20 protein-coding genes and 1 pseudogene are annotated in these 22817 nt (G+C 37.1%); 3 read left to right on the forward strand and 18 right to left on the reverse strand.

The window, feature by feature from the left end:
- Nucleotides 1-212: 212 nt before the first annotated feature.
- The 6 genes from CYP05_RS03735 to CYP05_RS03760 are packed head-to-tail and all read right to left on the reverse strand — an operon-like array spanning nucleotide 213 to nucleotide 5077.
- A complete protein-coding gene (locus CYP05_RS03735) occupies nucleotides 213-881 on the reverse strand; it encodes a lysophospholipid acyltransferase family protein (protein WP_103642022.1) in 669 nt (222 codons plus the stop codon).
- On the reverse strand, nucleotides 868-2175 hold the full coding sequence (locus tag CYP05_RS03740; RefSeq protein WP_103642023.1) for an SH3 domain-containing protein: 1308 nt from the start codon (nucleotides 2173-2175) through the stop codon (nucleotides 868-870). The genes CYP05_RS03735 and CYP05_RS03740 overlap by 14 nt, the downstream gene beginning before the upstream one ends.
- On the reverse strand, nucleotides 2169-2834 hold the full coding sequence (gene purQ, locus CYP05_RS03745) for a phosphoribosylformylglycinamidine synthase I (protein WP_103642024.1): 666 nt from the start codon (nucleotides 2832-2834) through the stop codon (nucleotides 2169-2171). Before purQ ends, CYP05_RS03740 begins: the two co-directional genes overlap by 7 nt.
- Nucleotides 2831-3067, reverse strand: a complete 237-nt coding sequence (gene purS / locus CYP05_RS03750; RefSeq protein ID WP_009293857.1) for a phosphoribosylformylglycinamidine synthase subunit PurS — start codon at nucleotides 3065-3067, stop codon at nucleotides 2831-2833. The genes purQ and purS overlap by 4 nt, the downstream gene beginning before the upstream one ends.
- Before the next feature lie 8 nt (nucleotides 3068-3075).
- Nucleotides 3076-3786 carry a phosphoribosylaminoimidazolesuccinocarboxamide synthase gene (gene purC, locus CYP05_RS03755; protein ID WP_009293856.1) on the reverse strand — a complete coding sequence of 237 codons (711 nt, stop codon included), beginning with the start codon at nucleotides 3784-3786 and terminating at the stop codon, nucleotides 3076-3078.
- A 16-nt stretch (nucleotides 3787-3802) separates the two neighbouring features.
- The gene (locus CYP05_RS03760) at nucleotides 3803-5077 is read right to left on the reverse strand and encodes a S41 family peptidase (protein ID WP_258031509.1); all 1275 of its coding nucleotides are present in this window, start codon (nucleotides 5075-5077) and stop codon (nucleotides 3803-3805) included.
- Nucleotides 5078-5329: 252 nt separating this feature from the next.
- On the opposite strand from CYP05_RS03760, the gene CYP05_RS03765 reads away from it, so the two are divergent.
- Complete coding sequence (locus CYP05_RS03765; protein ID WP_103642026.1) at nucleotides 5330-7903, forward strand: ATP-dependent Clp protease ATP-binding subunit; 2574 nt, start codon at nucleotides 5330-5332, stop codon at nucleotides 7901-7903.
- Nucleotides 7904-8007: 104 nt separating this feature from the next.
- On the opposite strand, the gene CYP05_RS03770 is transcribed toward CYP05_RS03765, so the two are convergent.
- Nucleotides 8008-9546 (reverse strand): inorganic phosphate transporter, encoded by a 1539-nt coding sequence (locus CYP05_RS03770; RefSeq protein WP_103642027.1) that lies wholly within the window; start codon nucleotides 9544-9546, stop codon nucleotides 8008-8010.
- A 130-nt stretch (nucleotides 9547-9676) separates the two neighbouring features.
- On the opposite strand from CYP05_RS03770, the gene CYP05_RS03775 reads away from it, so the two are divergent.
- Both CYP05_RS03775 and CYP05_RS03780 read left to right on the forward strand, forming a co-directional pair.
- The gene (locus tag CYP05_RS03775) at nucleotides 9677-10579 is read left to right on the forward strand and encodes a disulfide bond formation protein DsbA (RefSeq protein ID WP_103642028.1); all 903 of its coding nucleotides are present in this window, start codon (nucleotides 9677-9679) and stop codon (nucleotides 10577-10579) included.
- Between the two features lie 30 nt (nucleotides 10580-10609).
- On the forward strand, nucleotides 10610-11041 hold the full coding sequence (locus CYP05_RS03780) for a GatB/YqeY domain-containing protein (protein WP_009293851.1): 432 nt from the start codon (nucleotides 10610-10612) through the stop codon (nucleotides 11039-11041).
- A gap of 784 nt (nucleotides 11042-11825) precedes the next feature.
- Here CYP05_RS03780 and CYP05_RS10345 read toward each other — a convergent pair.
- The 11 genes and pseudogenes from CYP05_RS10345 to CYP05_RS03835 all read right to left on the reverse strand — a co-directional run.
- Nucleotides 11826-12533: pseudogene (locus CYP05_RS10345) on the reverse strand (methyl-accepting chemotaxis protein); the annotation flags it as partial.
- A 551-nt stretch (nucleotides 12534-13084) separates the two neighbouring features.
- Entirely contained in the window at nucleotides 13085-13585 is a 501-nt protein-coding gene (locus CYP05_RS03790; RefSeq protein ID WP_087581682.1) for a PAS domain-containing protein, read from the reverse strand.
- 27 nt (nucleotides 13586-13612) lie between these two features.
- A complete protein-coding gene (locus tag CYP05_RS03795; RefSeq protein ID WP_103642029.1) occupies nucleotides 13613-14848 on the reverse strand; it encodes a type II secretion system F family protein in 1236 nt (411 codons plus the stop codon).
- Complete coding sequence (locus CYP05_RS03800; protein WP_103630676.1) at nucleotides 14845-16596, reverse strand: GspE/PulE family protein; 1752 nt, start codon at nucleotides 16594-16596, stop codon at nucleotides 14845-14847. The genes CYP05_RS03795 and CYP05_RS03800 overlap by 4 nt, the downstream gene beginning before the upstream one ends.
- Entirely contained in the window at nucleotides 16596-17135 is a 540-nt protein-coding gene (locus tag CYP05_RS03805) for a hypothetical protein (RefSeq protein WP_103595343.1), read from the reverse strand. The genes CYP05_RS03800 and CYP05_RS03805 overlap by 1 nt, the downstream gene beginning before the upstream one ends.
- Entirely contained in the window at nucleotides 17132-18007 is an 876-nt protein-coding gene (locus tag CYP05_RS03810; RefSeq protein ID WP_103642030.1) for a CDC27 family protein, read from the reverse strand. The genes CYP05_RS03805 and CYP05_RS03810 overlap by 4 nt, the downstream gene beginning before the upstream one ends.
- Nucleotides 18000-18827 carry an ATP-binding protein gene (locus CYP05_RS03815; protein ID WP_002940497.1) on the reverse strand — a complete coding sequence of 276 codons (828 nt, stop codon included), beginning with the start codon at nucleotides 18825-18827 and terminating at the stop codon, nucleotides 18000-18002. The genes CYP05_RS03810 and CYP05_RS03815 overlap by 8 nt, the downstream gene beginning before the upstream one ends.
- A complete protein-coding gene (mshL, locus tag CYP05_RS03820; RefSeq protein ID WP_103595346.1) occupies nucleotides 18820-20346 on the reverse strand; it encodes a pilus (MSHA type) biogenesis protein MshL in 1527 nt (508 codons plus the stop codon). Before mshL ends, CYP05_RS03815 begins: the two co-directional genes overlap by 8 nt.
- Nucleotides 20324-20734 (reverse strand): hypothetical protein, encoded by a 411-nt coding sequence (locus tag CYP05_RS03825; protein ID WP_103642031.1) that lies wholly within the window; start codon nucleotides 20732-20734, stop codon nucleotides 20324-20326. Before CYP05_RS03825 ends, mshL begins: the two co-directional genes overlap by 23 nt.
- On the reverse strand, nucleotides 20734-21381 hold the full coding sequence (locus tag CYP05_RS03830) for a hypothetical protein (RefSeq protein WP_009293841.1): 648 nt from the start codon (nucleotides 21379-21381) through the stop codon (nucleotides 20734-20736). The genes CYP05_RS03825 and CYP05_RS03830 overlap by 1 nt, the downstream gene beginning before the upstream one ends.
- The gene (locus CYP05_RS03835) at nucleotides 21378-22457 is read right to left on the reverse strand and encodes a C4-dicarboxylate ABC transporter (RefSeq protein WP_258031508.1); all 1080 of its coding nucleotides are present in this window, start codon (nucleotides 22455-22457) and stop codon (nucleotides 21378-21380) included. The genes CYP05_RS03830 and CYP05_RS03835 overlap by 4 nt, the downstream gene beginning before the upstream one ends.
- Nucleotides 22458-22817: the final 360 nt, after the last annotated feature.

Raw genomic sequence — 22817 nt, forward strand, 5'->3', positions numbered from 1 at the left:
CTTCTGCAGCTGAACATCTAAATAAGATGACAGATGCGCTAAATACTAAACTTAGCGTCTTTAGAACTTAAGTTTTTACCTCTTAAAATTAATGTTTTAGGTCTAGCTTTGGCTAGACCTTTTTAAAATTATAGATAAAAATTTCTCGTATATAAAACAAAAATTTTATAAATAATAATAGAGTAGGGCTTTGTAAATTTACAAAGCTAATTTTATTTTCTATTTTCGTCTAGGACTTTTTGCATGCTCTCCCTAGTCGCCTCTAGCCAGTTTTCTTTCGAGGTATCGACTAGATCAAGACAAAAGAGCTTAATGTCAGCTTTTTCAAAGCTAAATTCTTTCACCTTCATCGCATCGCTTCCGACGATTACGATAGGCTGAACCTTTAAATTTAGCTTTTCAACTAGCAGCTTTGCGCCACCTTTAAATGGTAGTAGCTCTTTAGTTTGAGACCTTGTGCCTTCTGGAAATATCGCTAAAACACGGCCGTTTTCTACTCTGTCTTTTGCTTCGCTTAAAAGCTTTATTAGCGAGTGCTTGTTTTCTCGCTCGACCGCTATCATCTTTGGAAGGCTCAAAATTTTACCGATGATCGGGATCTTGCCTATTTGCGCCTTTGCGATCCAGCAGATATTTTTAGGATGGATCTCTTCAAGTACGATGATGTCAAGCATACTTTGGTGATTTATCAGCAAGATATTTGCTTCGTCGCTAAATTTACCGATAACTTCTAGCTTATACCCGCCAAAAAATCTCTGTGATCTGCCCCAAAATTTTCTTATGGCTCTATTTTTAGAGTTAAAGAGCCACATAAAAAATACGACGATAACGACGCTTATAACAAATTCAATAGAAAAGAAAAAAGCTCTAATTTTTGACAAGATCACCCTTTCTTACCCAGCCGATTTTGCCATCTGCGAATAAAATTTTTGAGTAGTCATCTTTTGTGTCTAAAATTTCAACATTTTCGTTTTTACGAGATGTATAAAAAACGGTTGAATTTTTAGTTGGCAAGATAGTGACGCTCACATCTGGCTTAAGTACTGCTTTGCCAAAAGGATTGTAAGTGTAAATCCCTAGTGCGATAAAAACAGCTGCCACAAAGAAGTAGCTTAGCTTTCTTCGCCAGATCGCTAGCAAGATAAAGATAGCGACCAAAGAGTAGATCGTGATATCTTTGTAAGTGCTAAATTCGCTTTGTTTTGGATTTAGACCGATTTGCGTGCTAACTTCGTCCTCTTCGACGCTCACCGGCAGCGAAAAGCTCTCAAATTTAGCTTTTTTTAGGTTGTAGTAGTTAAAGTCAAGTGTCTTTTTGTTTGGCTTAAACACTGCAAAATAATATGCACTTTGCGAGTTAAAGTCGCCGTTTATCGTATCTACGCCTTGCTTTAGGATAGTTTTGTTTTCGATATTAAAGGCACTTAGATCGACATTGTTGCCGTAAATTTCCACGACCATGATGTTGTTTATATCATCAAATTTAGTCGTTTTAAATTTCTTAACCTCAAGGTTATCAGCGACGATGTGGTTGTAGTTTTCGTCACTTCTAAGCTCTTTTAGCTTTGGTAAAAAGATATTTATGTTTGAGTTTTGATAGTTCTCGCCATTTCTTTTTAGATCCAAGCTAACTCGTAAAGTCTTTGCATCAATGCTCGTTGCTTCAAGGTAGAAAGTGCCGATATATTTGTTTTCATCGCCTTTTACCCATTGAAAATTCTTCTTATTTAGCCATTTGATATTTGTCTCATCAAGCTGTGTCTCAAACTCAAACTCAAGGTCACTTTGCGTATCAGCTACGATCTCAACACTAAAAATTTCTCCTACGACGACATTTTTAGGGATATTTGTCGCTTTTAAAAGGAGGTCTTTTATTTTTATCTTGTCATAGACTTGATTATCAGGGACGCTGATGTCTGGTTCGTTTGTCGGCACGATATTTCGCATCTGCTCTGGAGTGATACGCTCTGGCTGTGGGGCGATAGAGCGTGGAGATACGAGCTTTCTTGATATTTCTTCTTCGCTTGGAGTCTTTGTTTGTGGCTTTGAACTTGGGCTATTTACAAATTTATCCTCTCTTGCCTCATCCATCATGTCAAAAACGCTGACTTCATCAGTGTTTGCAGCAAATAAATTTAGCGCGAGTAGGGCGATAAAAAGTGTTCGTTTTACCAAACTAGCCCTTTTAACATCTTCATGCCATCATCTGTGCCTAAAATTTTCTCGCAAGCGCGCTCTGGGTGGGGCATAAGACCAAAGATCCTCTTGCTCTCATCGCAAATCCCAGCTATGCTATCAACTGAGCCATTTGGATTTATCTCATTGCCGTGGCTGTCGCAGTACTTTAGCAGGACTTGCTCGTTATCATATAGACTTTTTAGCGTATATTCATCAGTGTAGTAGTTGCCCTCGCCATGAGCGATAGGGATATTTACCACTTCGTTTTTAGCTAAATTTGATAGGAATTTATTGTTATTTGAGATCACTTTTAGATGGTGATATTTTGAGACAAAATTTAAATTTTCATTTCTTCTCATCGCACCTTTTAAAAGTCCAAGCTCAAGAAGCATCTGAAAGCCATTGCAAATTCCTAAAATGTAGCCGCCTTTTTTTGCATGCTCTTTTACAGCCTGCATAGCTGGGCTAAATTTAGCTATCGCAGCCGTTCTTAGGTAGTCGCCATAGCTAAAACCACCAGGCAAAACGACTAGATCAGCATCGATCTTATCTTCTTTGTGCCAGATGATCTGTGTTTGGCATCCAAGTAGTTTAAAGGCGTGAGCTGTGTCTTCTTCGCAGTTTGTGCCAGGAAAAAGTATGATGGCTACTTTCATAGCACGATCTCGTAGTCTTCGATGACGGTGTTTGCTAGAAGCTCTTCACACATAACTTTTAGCTGCTCTTTTGCTTTGTTTTTATCACTCTCGTCGATATCTAAAACGATTTGTTTGCCTATCCTGACATTTGAAACACCGCTAAATCCAAGTGAATTTAGCGCGTGCTCTACTGCCTTACCAGCAGGGTCTAAGACCCCACTTCTTAATGCTATATTTACAACAGCTTTCATCTTTGTCCTTAAGAAAGAATTCTTCTTAAAACTTCTTCGTAAGCTACTTTTACGCTACCAAGGTCTTGTCTAAATCTATCTTTGTCAAGTTTTTCGTTTGTTGTTGCATCCCAAAATCTGCAGCTATCAGGGCTTATCTCGTCAGCTAAGATGATGTTGCCATCTTTGTCGATACCAAATTCGACTTTGAAATCAACTAGTTTTAAATTTCTCTCTGCAAAGAATTTAAATAATATAGAGTTGATCTCTCTTGCTGTGTGTCTTAGTGTTTGAAGATCTTTTTCGCTCTTTACTAGACCCATGATGATGCAGTGCTCGTCAGTAACTAGTGGATCGTGTAAATCGTCGTTTTTGTAGTAGAACTCAACAAGTGTAAAAGGTAAAACTGTGCCTTCTTTTATGCCAAGTCTTTTGCTAAGTGAGCCAGTTGCGATATTTCTCACAACAACTTCAAGAGGTATGATCTCGCATTTTTTGACCACTTGCTCAGTGTCGCTGATGGTCTCAACAAGGTCAGTCACGATACCTTTGCTCTCTAGCAGTTTAAAAAGCTGAGTAGAGATTTTGTTATTTAGTGCGCCTTTGCCAGCTTCGTTGCCTCTTTTTTGAGCGTCAAATGCTGTTAAATCGTCTTTAAATTCAGCCACAAGTAGATTTGGATCGTCTGTGGCGTACATTTTCTTGCCTTTTCCCTCGTAGATAAGCTCTCTTTTTTGCATGTTGTTCTCCTTTAGATTATTGTTGTTTTATCTTTAAAATTTTGATCGTATCAATCGCTGTTTTTAACTGAATATCTTCATCAACTTTTTTCTGTGTGATTATATTTTTATCATCTTTTGCTTCAGTTTTATTGCCTTCACTTGTTGGATTTATCTTGTTTAGCTCGCTTTTTAGGTGCGCTTTTAGTTCGCTCTCTTTGATGCTAAATGCGCTATCATCACTTTGTGGCACTTTGCCAGGATGCACTACTACATCAGGCGTTACGCCAACTGCTTGGATAGTTCTGCCACTTGGTAAGTAGTATCTTGCGATGGTTAGCCTTAGCGCTTCTGTATCGTCTATTGGTAAGATCACCTGAACGCTGCCTTTACCAAATGTGTTTTCGCCGATTATCACCGCACGCTTATGATCTTGTAATGAACCGCTTACGATCTCGCTCGCACTTGCACTTCCGCCATTTACAAGGACAACTAGTGGGAGTTTTGATAAGGTTTTGCTAGCGCTTGCTTTATACTCTACATTTTCAGATGCATCACGACCTTTTTGAGAGACGATGACGCCGTTATCTACGAAAAGATCCACTAGATCAACAGCTTGATTTAAAAGACCGCCAGGGTTGTTTCTAAGATCAAGTATGATGCCATTTGCTTTAGGATGCTCTTTGATCGCCTCTTTTACCTTCGTGACGACATTTTTGTCAAAATTTGTGACGCGTATATAAAGGATGTTTTCATTTTCTATCATTTTTGCATAGACAGACTCGACTTTTATGATATCTCTTATGATCTTTACGTCAAATGGCTTTTGCTCGCCTTTTCGCAAAATCGTAATTGTTATCGGAGTTTTTGGCTTGCCGCGCATCTTATTTACAGCTTCATCTATCGTTGTGCCGATAGTTGAGTTGCCATCGATCCTTAAAATGATATCGCCTGCTTTTATACCTGCTTTATCAGCTGGAGTGTCCTCGATAGGCGAGATAACGGTTAGTGCGCTATCTTTCATGCCAACTGTTATGCCAAGTCCGCCAAATTCGCCACTTGTTTGCACCTGCATATCTTTATATGCTTTTTCATTTAAAAAGCTTGAGTGAGCGTCTAAATTTTGCATCAAGCCAGCGATGGCTTTGTCGATTATCTCTTTAAATTTAATGTCATCAACGTAGTATTTTTCAACGGTTGAGATGGTTTTTGTAAGTTTTGAAAGTGCTTCAAGTTTCGCACTCGCCTCATCTTCAGTTTTAGCAAAAAGTGCATTTACTGCTACACTTGAGATGAGTAGGGCGCCAGTTATTTTTAGCGCGAAAGATCTAGTAAATTTGTTCAAAATATCTCCTATATTTTTTGGCTCAATTTTATTAACATTTGGCTAAAAAAAGCATAAATTTAGCCTTATATTTTTAGCTTTTGTCTATTTTTAACACAAATTTATAACAGCAAATTTTAGCAATTAAATAAAAAGAGTGATAAATGTTATAAATATACTTGACAATATAAGACTAAAGTTATATAATGCCGCCATTATAAAATAACTTAAGGAGCTTTAATGGCTGACATAACAGAAAATTTAACAGCGCAGATGCAAGAGACACTTGAAAAAGGCGTTAGTTTAGCGATCTTTTCTAAAAATCCACAAGTTGTGCCACTTCACGTCTTTTGGGCTTTGCTCGCTGATAGTAATTCTATTTTAAATCAAGTATTTAATAAGATGAACATAAGCAAAGATGCTGTCGAGCTTGAGATAAAAAGCAAGATCTCGTCACTCCCAAGCAGCTCAAACGTCACAAAAGATAACGTTTCAGTTTCAAGAGAGCTTATAAATTCGCTTGAAAACGCAAAAGCTTTAATGGTAAGTATGGGTGATAGCTACATAGCTGTTGATACATGGATCATCTCGGCTCTTGAGCTTAGTGAGATCAAACAAATTTTAAGCAAATTTTGCGATATCTTAGAGATCAAAAAGAATCTTGAGAGCATAAGAGGTGGTAAAAAGATAGATAGCCAAACTGGCGATGATACCCTTGATAGTTTAGAGAAATTTGGTATCGATCTAACGCAAAAAGCGCTAAATAAAGAGCTTGATCCAGTCATAGGACGTGACGAAGAGATCACTAGAATGATGCAAATTTTAATAAGAAAGAGCAAAAACAACCCTATCTTGCTTGGTGAGCCAGGTGTTGGTAAAACAGCCATCGTTGAGGGGCTAGCTCAAAAGATAGTGGCTCGCGATGTGCCAACAAGCCTTGCAAACAAGCGTGTCATAGCGCTTGATATGAGTGCAGTTGTGGCTGGCGCAAAGTATAGAGGTGAGTTTGAAGATAGACTAAAAGCAGTCATTGACGAGGTTAAAAAAGCTGGCAATATCATACTTTTTATAGATGAAATTCACACCATAGTTGGAGCTGGTGCGAGCGAGGGCGGAATGGACGCTGCAAATATCCTAAAACCAGCTCTTGCACGTGGCGAGCTTCACGCTGTTGGTGCTACGACATTAAAAGAGTATAGAAAATACTTTGAAAAAGATGCAGCGCTTCAAAGACGTTTTCAGCCTATAGACGTAAAAGAGCCAAGCGTAAATGAGGCACTTCAAATTTTACGTGGTATAAAAGAGCGCCTTGAAGTTCACCACGGCATCACGATAACAGATAGCGCGCTAGTTGCCGCTGCAAGGCTAAGCGACCGATATATCGCAAACCGCTTCTTGCCAGATAAGGCGATAGACCTTATCGACGAGGCAGCAGCTGAGCTTAAGATGCAAATAGAGAGCGAGCCATACGAGCTTTCAAAGATAAAACGCGAGATCGTAACGCTTCAAGTAGAAAAAGAAGCGCTAAAGATGGAGGATGCAGATAAAAATAAAGAGAGACTTGGCGAGATCGAAAAAGAGATAGCTGACCTAAATGAGAAAAAGCTAGCACTTGATACTAAATTTGAAAACGAAAAGGCCGTTTTTGGCGGAATTTCAAAAGCAACAAAAGAGATCGATAGCTTAAAATCACAAGCCGAGATAGCAAAAAGAAATGGCGATCTTCAAAAAGCTGCCGAGATAGAATACGGCAAGATAGCAGAAGCTAAGAAGCAAAAACACGAGCTTGAAGAAAAATGGGATCACATGAAAAAAGAGGGTGTGCTTCTTAAAAATCAAGTAGATGAAGAGCTTGTGGCTGAAATTTTGAGCAAATGGACCGGAATTTCAGTTAAAAAGATGCTAACAAGCGAAAAAGAGAAATATCTGCGCATCGAAGAGCATCTAAGAGAGAGCGTTGTCGGTCAAGATGACGCACTACACGCACTTGCACGTGCTGTTAAGAGAAACAAAGCTGGGCTAAATGAGGGTCAAAGGCCGATTGGTTCATTTTTATTTCTTGGACCAACAGGTATTGGTAAAACTCAGTCAGCTAAGGCTTTGGCTAAGTTCTTGTTTGACGATGAGAAGGCGCTTATCCGCTTTGATATGAGCGAATATATGGAAAAACATAGCGTGAGCAGGCTTCTTGGTGCGCCTCCAGGATATGTAGGCTACGATGAGGGCGGTCAGCTAACAGAGGCGGTTCGCAGAAGACCATACTCAGTCATACTTTTTGACGAGGTTGAAAAAGCTCACAAGGATGTATTTAACATACTTTTGGGCATTTTAGATGATGGACGCGCGACTGATAACAAAGGCGTAACGGTTGATTTTAAAAACACGATCATTATTTTAACTTCAAACATCGCTTCAAATTTCATAATGGAGTTAAAGGGCGAAGACCGCGATGTAGCTGTTAAAAACGAGCTTAAAAACTACTTTAAGCCTGAGTTTTTAAATAGGCTTGATGATACTATCATCTTTAATCCTCTAAATGAGCAAGGCTTGATATCTATCGTTGAGATCATGTTTAAAGAGCTTGAAAAAACTCTTCACAACCGCGGCATAAAGGCAGTTTTAAGCGAAGAGGCTAAGAAATTTATCGCAAAAGCTGGCTTTGACATAGTTTATGGCGCAAGACCTCTTAGAAGAGCGCTTTATGAGCTAGTTGAAGATAAGATCGCTGATTTGATCTTAAAAGATGAGCTTGAAAGTGGCGATGAGATCACCATTGATAGCGATGGCGAGAAGATCATCATTAAGAAAAAATAACTTCAAATTTACTTGGCAGGTTGGATCAACTTGCCAAGCTTTCATATAAAATTTATACAAAAAACATCAAAAGAATAGGGTGATTTTGCTATTTAAAAATATTACTAAACGCCTAGAAATTTAGCAAGAGCAAAATAAAATATAGCCGATGATATCGCAGCTGCAGGCAGTGTGATGAGCCAAGCTAGGATGATAGGTCTTACCATTTTCCAGTTTGCGTTTTTATTTACGATGCCTATGCCCAAAACCGCGCCTATTAGGATATGCGTCGAGCTAACTGGTATACCAAGCTTTGTAGCTAGAAGTATGACGATACTTGAGGCAAGCTCCGCGCTAAAGCCAGTCGTCGGCAAAATTTCAGCTAGTTTTGAGCCGATAGTAGTGATCACCTCTTTGCCTAAAAACCAAAGTCCAACGACAAGCGAGATGCCAAATGTTACCATTGCAATGCTTGGGATCGGCGAGCTTTCGTTTATAGAGCCAGTTTTTAGCACGTCAAGCACAGCAGCAAAAGGTCCAACTGCATTTGCAATGTCGTTTGCGCCATGTGAAAATGCAAAAGATGAAGCGGTAAAAATTTGAAACCATGAGAAAATTCTATTGATGCTCTTTTCACTATCGTTTTTGCTCATGACGTTTATGATAGCAAGGCTCGCAAGATATGCTAGAGCACCGATGACAAAGATGATCCAGACTGTTTGGATGATGCTAAAGGCTAAATTTATATGCTCAAGCCCTTTAAAAAGCATCATCGATGAGATGACCATCGCGGCAAATCCAGCGATGATCGGGATGTGCTTTTTCATCGCCTTAAAGGTATCTATCTCTTTTTCGCTATCTTTCATGATGCGAATTTTTGAGCGGTACTCGCTGTATTCAGTGGTTTCGATCTCGTCCTCATCGATAACTGCGATCTTTGAAAGAGTGGCTATCTGCTCCTCAGCTGGCTTTGTTTTAAGCGCTTTTATGAAGCTTTCTTTATAGGCTTTTCTCTCAGCTTTTAGCGCTTTTAAATTTGTCTTTAGCTCGTGCGTTGGCTCGATTATTTTGCTCTTTACATAGCCAAATATAACGTAAGACATCACGCCGCCAAGCAGTGGTGAAATGACCCAGCTAACGGCGATCCTGCCGATCTCGCCCCAAGAGACCATATTAAGCGGCTCAGGATCTTTTATCATAAATCCCATAGCAAGTCCTGCGCCAACGATGCCACCAACTATCGAGTGAGTGGTCGAGACTGGCAGACCTTTTTTGGACGCGTAAAATAGCCAAAGGCCTGAGCTTAGAAGGGCTGAGATCATGATGATGACAAATTTCATCGGGTTTAGATCGCTTGGAAATTTCACGATCTCGTTTCTAATCGTATTTGTAACCTCAGATCCTGCAAATATCGCGCCGCTAAGTTCAAAAATGGCTGCGATGACAAGAGCTTGTTTTAGTGTGAGTGTTTTTGCGCCGACGCTTGTGCCAAAGCTGTTTGCAACGTCATTTCCGCCGATATTAAACGCCATAAAAAGACCAAACATACCGGCGATCAAGAATAAAAAGTAGTTATTTGTCGGGATGTATTGATAGCCCCAAACGAAAAATCCAACGCTGCAAATCGCAAAAATAACTAACGCCAAGAAGTTATCTCGAAGCAATCAAGCCCCCTTGTAAAAGTTTTTGGCAAAATTATATCTTGAAAATTATTAAAGTTTTTAGAATTTTCTCACTTTAAATGATACTAAATTATCATATGTTAGAATTTGGCAAAAATATTAAGGATAAATTTTGGTTATATCAATCGATCTTGGCTCAAACACCTTTCGCGTGGCGCTTATAAAAAAAGAGCAAAATGGCTTTACTAACGAGCAAATTTATGAAAAAATAGTTGGAGCTGCAAGGGGCTTAAACGAAAGTGGCAAGATAGGCTTGGAGGCTAAAAATAGGCTTTTTGAAGCGATAGCGGAGGCTAAAAGCAAATTTGACTTTACTAAATTTAAATGCGTGGCAGTCGCGACCGAGGCTTTTAGAGTGGCGTCAAATAGCGAAGAAATTTTTAGCGAGATAAGAGAGAAATTTGGCATAAATTTTCATATCATTGACGGGCAAGCTGAAGCAAAACTTACATTTTTAGGCGTGCAAAATGCATTAAGAAAACTTGACATAAATGATAAATTTAGCATCATCGACATCGGCGGTGCAAGCTCAGAGATAGGCGAAGAGGGGAAATTTATAAGCTTTAAATTTGGCATCATCACCTTTTATGAGAGATTTAAAACGCTTGATCTGATGCAAAAAAATGCAAAAATTTATACAAAAGAGGCAAGGGAATTTTTAACAAGTCTTGATAACAAGCTAATCGTGCTAACTTCTGGCGTGCCAACCACCATCGCAGCACTAAAGTTTGGGCTAAACTACGAAAGCTATGATCCAAAAAAAGTGAGTGGATATGAGCTTAAAAATGACGATCTTGTTTGGTTTGTAAATGAGCTTTTAAAGATGGATGACAAAAGCGCTGACGTGGCGGTTGGAAGAAGTAGAAAGTATCCGCTCATCGCTGGAACGCTGCTTTTAGAGGAGCTACTAAACGGGCAAGAAGCGAAATTTATAGTAATAGACGATGGGCTTAGAGAGGGCGTTGGGGCGGCTTATTTAAAAGGCATATTTCAAGAAATTATCACGAAATTTTAGTTATTATTTCAAAAATTTAAAGGAGAAAAAATGAGCATAAGAGAGCAAATTTTAGCCGACATAAAAGAGGCTATGAAAGCAAAAGATGAGTTTAAAAGGGATACCTTAAGGACACTAAATGCAGCACTTAAGCAGGTTGAAGTCGATCAAAGGATCGAGATGACCGACGAGGTCGTGCTCCCGCTACTTCAAAAAGAGATCAAAAAGAGAGCCGACTCGGTTGAGCTCTATCTAAAGGGAGCAAGAGAGGATCTCGCCAAAAAAGAGCAGAGCGAGATCGAGCTAATCAAGGCATATCTGCCAGCTCAGCTAAGTGATGATGAGTTAAAAGAGAAGATAAAAAGCATAATTGAAAAGGTTGGTAAAAATTTAGGCGCTGTGATGAAAATGGCAAAAGATGAGATCGGAGCGAGCGCTGAAGCAAAACGCATAAGCATGATCGCAAAAGAGCTTTTGGCTTAAATTTAATATACATTTTTCTTAAAGCCTGTATTTTAAATTTAATGTGCAGGCTTTAAAACTACTTTGTCTTACATCAAATATTAATTTTGAGAGAGATAAATTTCTAAATTTAGGCTAGGGCGGTTTGCTAAATTTAAATTTATGTTTTTGAGCAGGGATTTAAATTTGACTTTTTTAAGGCTTCAAATTTACAATCATTTAGATTTGGCAGTAACAAAGAAGCGTTTATAAATTTGACTAAGCGATTACCAAATTAAATTTATACTTTTAAATATGGAGTTAAATTTAACGCCTTTACTTTGAAACCAGCTTTAGTTTTGCTGGTTGTGCCAAGGAAGTAAAAATTTAAAGTGGTAGGTTGCTAAATTTAGGCTTTGTTTTGCTGTAATTATCTCGTACTAAGAAATAAATCTAAAATTCTCTCACAAGCCTTAAATTTCTCGAGGCTGTCATAACTTGGATGATAAAAGGCAGAAAGCTCTATTGCGAGAAATGAATAGTTTAAAAAGCAGAATTTGATATACATAAGCAGAGCCTAACTAAATTTTAACCTTATTTTACAGTGAAGAACTCCTAAATTTAAAAACAAAATCTCTTAAATTTACAGACTTTTATAAAAACAAATCTAGATAAATTTTTATCCTTGTTTTATGGCGGCATTCTTGCTAAAAGAGGCAAATTTTAAAAATCACTAATTTTACAAAATACCATTATAAGCACAATAAAAAAATTTGGTATATAGATTAAAAAAGCTAGACCCAAAGCGAGTCTAGCAAATTTGAAGTTATTTTGAAGCGACCATTTCGTTGTATGAGTTAAATATCTCTCTACTAAGATCTTCGAGCTTTCTAAACTCAGTGACAAAATGTTTTAAATTTTTCTCGTTATAGCCCTTGCCAGCTTCTGTCAAGATGGCTTTGATGTTTTTGTTAAATTCATCCACTAAATGGCGTGATTTCTCGTATGTTTTAGTGTGGCTAAAGCTCTTTGCGCACTCGTTTTCATACCACGCTACAAGATCGTCTGCGTCTTTTGCTATATCATCGCCGTAGCCCTGCTCATTTACAGTGTCTGAATAAACGCCTACTTTATAGACGATGATAGCTATCTTTGCGATGATGCCAAAGGTCTTGTCTTCTACATATTTTGATCTTTGGGCTGTCTCTTTTGCATTTTGGTTAAAGCTAGCTAAAGTTTGTTTGAAATTTTCGACATTTGCTGTGGCGATCTTTGAAATTTCATCTATCTTTTTAGAATTTTCATCTATATCTTTAGCTTCTTGCTGAAGTGTTTGGATATTTACGCCGATCTCATGTGTCGCTTTTTGGGTATTTTCAGCTAGTTTTCTAACCTCATCAGCGACAACTGCAAAGCCGCGTCCATGCTCACCTGCACGTGCTGCTTCGATAGCTGCGTTTAGAGCTAATAAATTTGTCTGCTCTGCTATATCTTTTATCAAATTTACAACCGAAGTGATGTCGTCTGTTCTGCTATTTAGCGTGCTTATAGCGTGGCTTGAGCCCTCTATCAGCTCTTCAAGCGAGCTCATATTTACGCTTAGCTCATTGATGCTTTGCGTCGTATCCTCAGCGATCCTAGCCGTATCTTGTGCCATGTGCGCCATTTGGCTTAGGTTTTTGATGCTCTCATTTAGATCGTTTCTAACATCTTCTATGCCGTCATTGCCATTGCCAAGTGTGTCGAGCTCTTTTGAAAGTAGGCCTCTTACTTTACTTTTGTGACTGTCTTTTATACCAGTTACGCCGTTACTCATAGAGATGGCATTTTGTTTAAATATACCGCGAAATCCCTCTGTAAAGATATTTCTATATGTTAGTCCGCTTTGAGCAGCGTCTATTGAGGTTGAAATTTCTCTTTGGAGCGCCTCAACTTGATCAAGCAAGTCATTTATACCAAGTGCTACTTCATAAAGAGGGTCATTTTCTTTTACATTTACTATCCTAGGCTCTAATATGCCGTTTCTAGCTGAGCCTACTACGCTTAAAATTTCATTTATAGAGTCAAGTTTTTTTCCAAACATCATTATAGCCTTTGTAGGTTATTTATAAATTCATCATAACTTATATTTTTTTCTTTTAAAAAATCAGTTAAAAATTTCATCGAAGCATCCATGCCACCGCTCTTTTCTACCGATAACAACTTTTGATATATAGGCTCTATTATCTCAATCGCCTTTGGATTTGGCTTGCGTCTAACTGAGTAGTAGCCAACTGGGTTGTTTTGCACATCAAGCGAAGTTGTGATATTTGCAAAGACCCAGTAAAACCCACCATCAAAGCTTTTGTTTTTAACATAAGCAAAAATTTCTTCTTTATTTTTTATGCGCTCCCAAAGTAGCTTAAAAACAGCTCTTGGCATATCTGGGTGTCTTATGATGTTGTGAGGCTTACCCAAGACTTCAGCTTGTTTAGCTCCAACTATCTTTAAAAATGGCTCATTACAATACGTAATACGTCCTTTTAAGTCGGTCTTTGAGACCAAAAAGGCGCTCTCTTCGACCATGTGTTCTTTGTTTTCAGACATCTTCTCTCCTTTCAGATTTTAATTATTTTAGTTTTTAACGGCTTTTGATAGATCCCACATCGGCAAAAATATACCAAGAGCTAGTAAAAGCACCATACCTGCTATAAAAACAAGTAAGATAGGCTCGATATAGTTTGAGATGTTATCAATAATATCGTTAAATTTCATCCTGTAATAGTCAGTTACTTTTCCGGTCATATCATCCAAGCTACCGCTTTGCTCGCCAGCGCTTATCATCTGTATGAGCATATTTTCATATAAATTTGTATCTCTAAAAGCCTCCGTTAGGCTAACGCCCCTACCAACAAGTATCTTAACGCCGCTTAGCTTCTTTTTGATATCCTTGTTTGAGACCGTTATCACAGCCGTATCAAGGGCATCTGCTATAGGTAAACCAGTTCGAACAAGCTCTGTAAAGATGAGGTTAAACCTGCTCATATTCGAATAAAATATGATCTTGCCGATGAGATAGACTTTCAAAAGGTATTTATCGACCTTATCTTGAAATTCTTCACTCTCAAGGTAGTATTTTCTAAGCAAATATCCGATAAACGCAAGTGCTCCAAGGATATAAAAGCCGTAGTTTGTCATGACGTATTCGATATTTAGCAAAATTTTAGTTGGCAGTGGTAGCTCTGCATTCAACTGCTCGAAAATTTCTCTAAACTGTGGCACAACAAGTATCATAAGGATGACAAAGGCGATGATGATCGCGCAGATGACGGTTATCGGATAGCGGATAGCTTTTTTAAATTTTTGCTGATTGTCCCAGACCTCTTGCAAGATAGAGGCGAGTTTTGCAAGCGCGTCAGCCATATTACCAGTGCTTTCCCCTAGTCTTATCATAGCAAGCGTCACGTCGCCAAGCTCTTCTTTAAAATTTTCTATACTATTTGTGAGGCTTGAGCCTTGATTTAGCTCCTCATCTATGGTCTGAAATATAAATTTCAGGCGCTTATCCTCGGTGGAGTTTGCAACCTCTTTAATGCTATCGTGGATAGAAATTCCAGCATTTGTCATAACGCTAAGCTGCCTTATGGTGGCAACTAAATTTGGGATTTTCACCTTTGGATTAGTAAAAGCCTTTGCGATTACATTTTGTAAATTTTCAAAGTTATTTATGCTAGAAGTTTGTGTCTCTTTGATCTTGACGATCATACCAGTGACATTTGCTTTATCTTTGATCTCGCTTTTATTGTTCGCTCTTAGGCTCATCTTATGGCGTTTGCCGTTTTGGATGTACTCAACCTCAAAGTATTTCATATCTTAGCAACTCTATAAACTTCTTCAAGCGTGGTTATGCCATTTGCTGCCCTTATGACACCATCATGAAACATATCTATAAAGCCCTCTTCGTAAGCTACGCTTTTAAGCTCATCTTTAGAAGCACCATTTGCAACCATGCTTGCTATATGGTCACTAATAGGTAAAATTTCACTTATCATCTCACGTCCCAAGTATCCTGTTTGTGAGCATTGTGGGCATCCGACACTTTTATAAAACTGGTAGTTTTCAGGGACAAATTTCTTAACCTCATCAAATGCCTTTTGAGATAGAGTGATCTTTTGTTTGCAGTGTGGGCAGAGCTTTCTAACAAGCCTTTGAGCCTCTATGCAAACGAGCGCGCCACTTACTAAATATGGCTCGATGCCCATATCTATCATACGTGGAAGTGCGCTAATGGCATCATTTGTGTGAAGCGTAGAAAAGACAAGGTGACCAGTAAGTGCTGCTTGTATCGCTATGCGAAGCGTCTCTTGATCCCTGATCTCGCCTATCATTATGACGTCTGGATCTTGCCTCAAGATAGAGCGAAGGGCTGAAACAAAGGTAAGTCCAGCCTTTTCATTGACATGCACTTGTTGGATCATATTTAGCTGGTATTCGACCGGGTCTTCAACTGTGATGATCTTAGTTTTTACGCTTTTTATATCATTTAGTGCGCCGTAAAGTGTCGTAGTCTTACCTGAGCCTGTTGGTCCAGTAACAAGGATGATGCCATAAGGCGCTTTCATGCTCTTTTTAAATTTAGCGAAGTTATCAGGATGCATGCCTAGATCTTCTAAATTTATAATGACCTTTGACTTATCCAAAATCCTTAAAACTATACTTTCGCCATTTAAGATAGGCAGCGTCGAGATACGAAAATCATACTCTTTGTCTAAAATTTGAGCTGAAAATCTACCATCTTGTGGTCGGCGGCGCTCTGCGATGTCCATGTTTGAAAGTAGCTTCATACGGCTAACCATCGGCGGATAGATATCTTTATCAAATATAAATGTCTCGCTTAGCATGCCATCGATCCTGCTTCTTACGATGCAGTTTGTCTCGGTCGGCTCGATGTGGATGTCGCTGGCTCTACTTTGGATAGATGTTTTTAAAATGATCTCTATTAGCTTTAAAATTCCAGAGTTTTCACTGTTTTGACCTTGACTAGCTGAGCTTGAAAGCTCTCTTCTGATCTCTGTTATCACATCTTTTATGCTCTCATTTAGCGCTAGCTTGCTTATATATTTTTCTATCTGAGTTGGCTGAGCGATGGCAACTTTTAGTAGTTTTCTATTAAATAAATTTTGCACCTTATCTTGAGCCATAACGTCAAATGGATTTTTAAAAGCGACATATACGCTTATCTCATCTTCTTTTACTGGGATCGCGCTATATGTCTTTAGCTGAGCAGTGCTTAGCTTTTCACTGATGCGGTAGTCGATATCGATATCATCAAGGTCAAAGTATAAAACCTTAAATTTCTCGCTTATAAATTTAACAAAAGCCTTTATATCAAGCTCAAGATCGTTTGAAATTTCATCGATATTTACATGTCCTCTTCTGTAAATATCAGACAAAATTTCCATAAAATCTTCATCATTTAGTAAATTTTCATCTCTTAAAATTTTAACAAGACCTTTGCCTTCTTGTTCGCTTATCTGTTTTATCTTTTCTATATCTGATGTGCTTAGTTTGCCGTTTTGTTCTATATTTTTTAAGATTACATTTTCTACATTTTTCATTATCTATACTCTATTTGTGATTTCAGGTCGTTATTTTTAAAAATTTTAAGCACTAGCTTTGGTATTTGTCCATTTGTTGGGCTTATCTCATATCTTGTGTCAGAATTTGGCTCTTCAAAGATAAATGTGCCAAGCTCTTCGACATACTCTTTTTTTACAAATTTATCAAACAAAAATGAAAGTATATAATCACTCTTCGGAAGCCTGATATAGCTTATATCAACGCCATCTATCATAGCGTGAAATAAGAGCTTTTTCTTAAACAAGATGTCAGCAAAATAGGCAGCATTTTCTCTTGATTTTTCGCTCTTTACTAGCTTATCGATCGGAGTTGCTAGCCTGTTTAGATCGTTCATCTTTATGCAAGCGATGCCAAACATAGAAATTTGCTCTTCGTTATTTTGTGTTTTTAAAAATTCCTCAACCTTTTGATTGCAGACTTTTGCATAGTTTGCGCTATTAAAGTCATCCCTTATCTCAGTCAGGCTAACAGCAAAAACTTCACAAACAAAAACCAAAAAAATAGCAAAAAATTTCATAATGTTCCACTTTTTATCTTATTTATAAGCTCATTTATCGAAGCTTTGTTTAAGTTTTTATTATACTCCCTTAGAGCTTTGACGGCATCATCGCTTTGTTTTAGCTTATATTTTGACTTTGCAAAGATGATCCACGACTCCTCTAGGCTATTATCTATATCGTTTGCAGCAAGCGACCACTTTATAGCTTCTTTGAAATTATTATTTCTAAAATTTAATCTAGCAAGCTCGAGTGCGATAGTTGGATTGTTTGTTTTTAAAAACTGCTCCCTTAGCACGCTCTCTTCATTTGATGCTGAAGTCACTTGTATATTTACACGCTTTCTAGCTGGTTTTGACTCAAGATCTATCACTTCATCTTGTGGCACGCTCATGCCGTTTATGCCATTTTGTTCGCTAAGTGGCTCTTCATCAGGGATATTTAGCTTAAGCCAACCTTGTGAGCTTCTTTGCCTTTTTGGGTCATTTTTTGAAGTATCGTTTGTTTCGTTTATCTTTACAACCTCTTCGAGCTTTTTAGCTATCTTGTCAGCTAGCTCATCTTGCTTCTTGCCCTCTTCAAATTTAGCCTTAGCAACCTCACTCTTTTGCTTTAGCTCGCTAAGCATGCTTGCATTTGTCTCATTTTTTTCTACCATTTTTACTGCGGTTGCATTTTTGGCTAAAACTTTATCGCTTTTACTAGCAAGACTTGGGGTTTTTTCTATGCTTAGCGCTATCAATGCAGCCAGCAAAATGATGATAAGCAAAAGCTCAATGATTAAAATTTTAGAGTTTTTAACATTAAAAATTTTATGAAAAAAGCCACCATTTTTTTTCTTGTAGCTTTCATAAAGCTTTTCTAGTCTTTGAATTTCTTGTGGTTCAAGCATCGATTAGCCCCGCATCAAGTGCAGCCATGGTAAGTATCATGGTATTTGCCTTATCACCGCTAAGCTTTGAAGGCTGATACTGCTCGTAGTATTCGCAAATTTCATAGAATTTATACATAATCTTGTTTAGCGTTCTTAAATTTCCACCGCAAAATGAGTAGGCGCACTCATAGTCTTTTTTCTCAAATTTAAGATATTTGTCATAGTTTTTTTGACTAAGCTTTCTTTGCAAGTAGATGATGATCTCATTTACATCAGCGCTACTTAGCTCAATGCTCTCCCAAATTCTAGTCTGAAAATAATCTTTTGCCAAAATATCTTCGTTTTCAGTTTTGTGTATCGTAAAGAGAAATTTAAACATCCTAGTATCAGCCATAAGCCTTATCTTCTCGATAAGCTCAGTCGGATAGAGCTGCGCTTCATCTAGGATAACCGTCATTTGATTTTTTAAAATTTCATCTTTACTGCTAAAGTCTTTTGAATAAAATTTTATAAAGCTCTCGAAGTTGTTTATATCTTCAAGCTTTTTGCCATAAATTTGCTCACAAAGTGCCTCGATAAATGTCGCCTCACTAAAAAATGGATGTGGGAAAAAGATGAGACTTTTATCCTCTTTTAGATCATTTGCGATCTTGTTTAGCAAAAAGGTCTTGCCGCTACCTGGCTTGCCATAAAACAAGATGAGCTTAAGTGGCTTTTTTAGAGCTAAGACTATCTTGTTGTAGCAGCTTATAGAGTTGTCTAAATTTACGAAATTTAAACTCTCGTCTTCATCTATGAAAACATCTTTTATATGTGTATAAATATTTTCGTTACTCATAGATCGATTTAGAAAATCCTAGATCTTTTAGCGACTGCTGAACTGGTTTTGGATCTTCAAGATCAACAACTCTTGGCGTGATGACAAAGATAAGCTCGGTCGTTTTTACGCCATCTCTTGTGCTTTTAAAGACACTTCCTATCAAAGGTATATCAGCTAGAAGTGGCACGGCTGTATTTTGCTTATTTTTAGTCTGTCCGATAAGTCCGCCAAGTATGATCGTATCGCCACTATTTACCTGAACGACGGTTGAGAGCTTTTTCTGAACTGTATCAGGGGCGATCTCTCTAATGGCTGTATTTTGTGATCTTATGTCATCTTCTGCATACTTAAAGCTGCTTAAGCTTGGGTTGATGCGAAGCATGATCTTGTTGTTATCTGAAACTTCTGGAAGTAAATTTAACAAGATACCGATAAATACAGAGTATTGTTTATAAGTTGTTGTAAGCCTGTTGTTATTGTTATTGTTGCTACCATTATCTGTCTCTTCCATTACGCGGTAGTTTATATTATCACCCACAGAGATTAGCGCTTGTTGGTTGTTTAGAGTGGTTACTTTTGGACTTGAAACGACCTTTGTTTTGCCATTTGTTTCAAGGAAATTTATCATGCCATCAAGACTAAAGTTTAAATTTGCAGCGATATTTAGTGTGCGGCCAAAGCCATCGCTTAAGCTGTTGCCCTTGTTTGTCCAGCTTGCACTTGAGCTTGCATTTGTGCCTGAGTTACCTATATATGAGTTAAATCCAAGCTCAAATTTACTCCAATCAACACCTTGCTTATACTCATTATTTAGATCAACTGCGATGATAGAAACATCGATGATGACTTGTTTTTTAAGTCTTCTTTGCATCTCAGCTATATATTTTTCAACACGTTTTAGCTGTGACGGGGTAGCTGTAACCGTGATAAGTCCAGCATTTTGGTTTATGATAGGATCTGGCGCCGTGATGTGCTCGCTGCTATTATTCAAGATAGCTTTTAGCTCAGCATCAAGCTTCTCCCAGAAGTCAAATTTCTCAGTTGTTCTTATCAAGTTGTTTTCATTTTTTATGTCATTTGAGCTAGTATCACTGCTTGAGCTATTGCCTACTTCTGACGGAGAGGCATCGACTGAAGCTTTTGTAATGGCTGTGCCTTCGCGGATAGAAGTGATATAGTCTATTTTAAAAATTTTTGTTTGAAGCGATGAGATTTTTAAGACATTATTTGAAAACTCGTAGCTTAAATTTTTTTCATTTAAAAGCAGATCAAAGACCTCGCTTAGGCTCATATTTCTTATGTTTACGCCAAAGACTTTATCATCAAGCTCTTTTTTACTATAAGCATCTTTTGCAACGATACTAAAGTCACACATTTCAGAGAGCTGATTTAAAACATCTCCAAGGCTTATATCGTCTGTGATCTTCATACTAAAATTTTTACTCAAGCATGTGCTTGGTTTTGCCATTATAGGGGTAGCTAAAAATGAAGCTAACGCCGCAGTTATAATAAATTTACTTAATTTTGATACCAACATTTTTACTTCCATTTTTAAGAGTTAGTTCTTGTTTTTCATCATCTTTTACGATGATAACCTTGCTATTTTGAACGCTTGTGATGTTGTAATCATCAACCATATCTCCCACTTTATACCACTTGCCATTTATATTTGCTTTATTTAGCAAAATGGCCTTTAGCATAAACCCCCTTGCAGAAGAGTATTTTGTAGTGTTTTGATCGCCTTTTGGAGCAACTGGTAAATTTAGCTTGAAAGGATCTTGTAAGCTAGAAATTTCACTGCTATTAAGCCCTTTTCTTTGCTCTTTTATCTTAACAAAAACTTCATCATAGTTTTTCATCTCGCCTTCAAACTCATTGCCAAATAGACTTAGAGCCAAAATTAAAAATAAACCAAATTTTTTCATCAGTACTTCATACCCCACACAGAGATAGAGAGCTTAGCTCCTAGATCTTTTTGAGTGGAATTTATATCCATTTTGTGAAGATCTACTACGAGTTTTGACTCTTCAAGTCCGTTTATATAGCTAAGCATATCTTTAAAATTTCCAAGGCAAGTGACATCTATATTTAAAATTTGCTCTATCTTTTGGAAATTTGGCTCTTTTATATCGCTTTTAAGCTCTAAAATTTTTATATTATTTTGTTTTGCCAAAAGCACGATACTATCTATATAGTTTGCCCAGTTTTGATTGTCAAAGAGCAAAAATGAAAGCTCTTTAAGCTTTGAATCAAAATAGGTATTAAATTTCAAAATATTCGTGTAGCGTAGTTTTAGATTGCTTAAATTTCTATTTTCTTCGTTTATCTTAAAATTTCTATCGCCATCAGGGGAGCTCACTGAAGCTAGATAGTTTCTAGTGTTTTCTAGCTTTGTAGAAATTCTCGTATGTTTATCAAGCTTTTCATCAAAGAAATTTTGCGCAGGATCAAAGCATAGCATATAAACAAGATAAGCTATGATAAGCGCTGAGCCAAGAAAAATGAGGTTTGTTTCGTTTGGCTTTTTGCTATCAAAGTATTGATCCATTTTGCTTAAAATATCTTGTCTCATTGTCTAATCTCTATGCTTATATTACTTTCATACTCGTGTTTAGCGTCATCTGAGCGAATTTTTTTAGTATTTACCAAGTATTTTTCATCTTTGCTGATATCTTTGATCAACTGGGTTATCCTTTTTTCATTATCGCTAACTGCAGTTATAGTCAAATTTCTATCGTTATTTACGATGTTTGTGATATGAACTGCGTTTATATTTAAAATATCGGTAATTTTAAAAAGATTTAAACCCTTCATAGCGTAATTATCTTTTTTATTTTCGATCTCAGCAAGCAGACCTTTTCTGAAATTTAGCTTTTCATTCTCTTTTTGAGTTTGTTCTTTTACCGCCTCTTGTTCTCTTGAAATTTTAGCTAGCGTCTCTTTTATCTGCATCTCTTGTGCGTTTAGGACGCTATATTCGTCATTTAGTCTTGCGCTGTCTTTTTCTAAAACAAGACCAGCTATGTAGTTGTAAGCTGGATATAACATACTTATCGCAAATGCCGCAGCGCAAGTGAGCAAAAATTTGCCACTTTTTCTTTTGACAAATGGATCTGGACGGAGCATATTTGAGAGGTTAAAATTCTCATAAAATGGCTCTTTGGTATAAAATCTACCAAATAAAGCCATAACGTTATAACGCTCGTTTATGGTATAGTTTTTGTTGTTTATCGCAACTTTTATATTTATATACTCTGCATCCAAACCAAGTTTGGTAGAGATGAAATTTGCAAAATTTTTGATCTCATAGTCACAATCTATGTAAATATTTTTAATTGTTATTTGATAGTCTCTATTTATTATATTTATAATGTCATTTATATAAAAAACACAATCTTCAAAAATGGCGTTTAGATCATAATTAAAATCATTTCTATCTTTATTTATAAGACCACATTGAGATAATATCTCCTGAAATCTCTTGCTATCTAGACGCTCACCACTTTGTTCGAAAAACCTATTATTTAAATAAGATAATGTATAACGAATTTTCTTTGAGGTTAAAAATTCTCCATCTGTATAGACGCTTAAAAAAGACTCTTTATCTTTTAAAGTAACAAAACAATCAACTTGAGTACTAACAAGCAAACCCTTTTTGTAAAGAACAGAATAGAGTAATGGCTCTGGCACCATGCAATCTATATATGGGATTTTTTTAGCTATATTTTTAAAAATTTGTTTTAAAGCATCATTTTTTACAATGAAAACATTAAAAAATCTATTATCACCTTGGAGAACTCTATTTTCAATATAACATACTTTATAATCTATAGTGGGATCAAGTTGAAATTCCTCATAATATTTCTCAACTATTTCGTTTTCCAAATATTCATCTTCAATACTTCTAGGTATCTTAAGTGTCGCTGTTTTTAGGCTTTCATACTCGATATATGAAATAAAAAAATCATGCTTATTTACTGTTTTTAAAAAGTTAAAAGCTTCTACTTT

This window comes from Campylobacter concisus, assembly GCF_002913545.1.
GTDB classification, from domain to species: domain Bacteria; phylum Campylobacterota; class Campylobacteria; order Campylobacterales; family Campylobacteraceae; genus Campylobacter_A; species Campylobacter_A concisus_AV.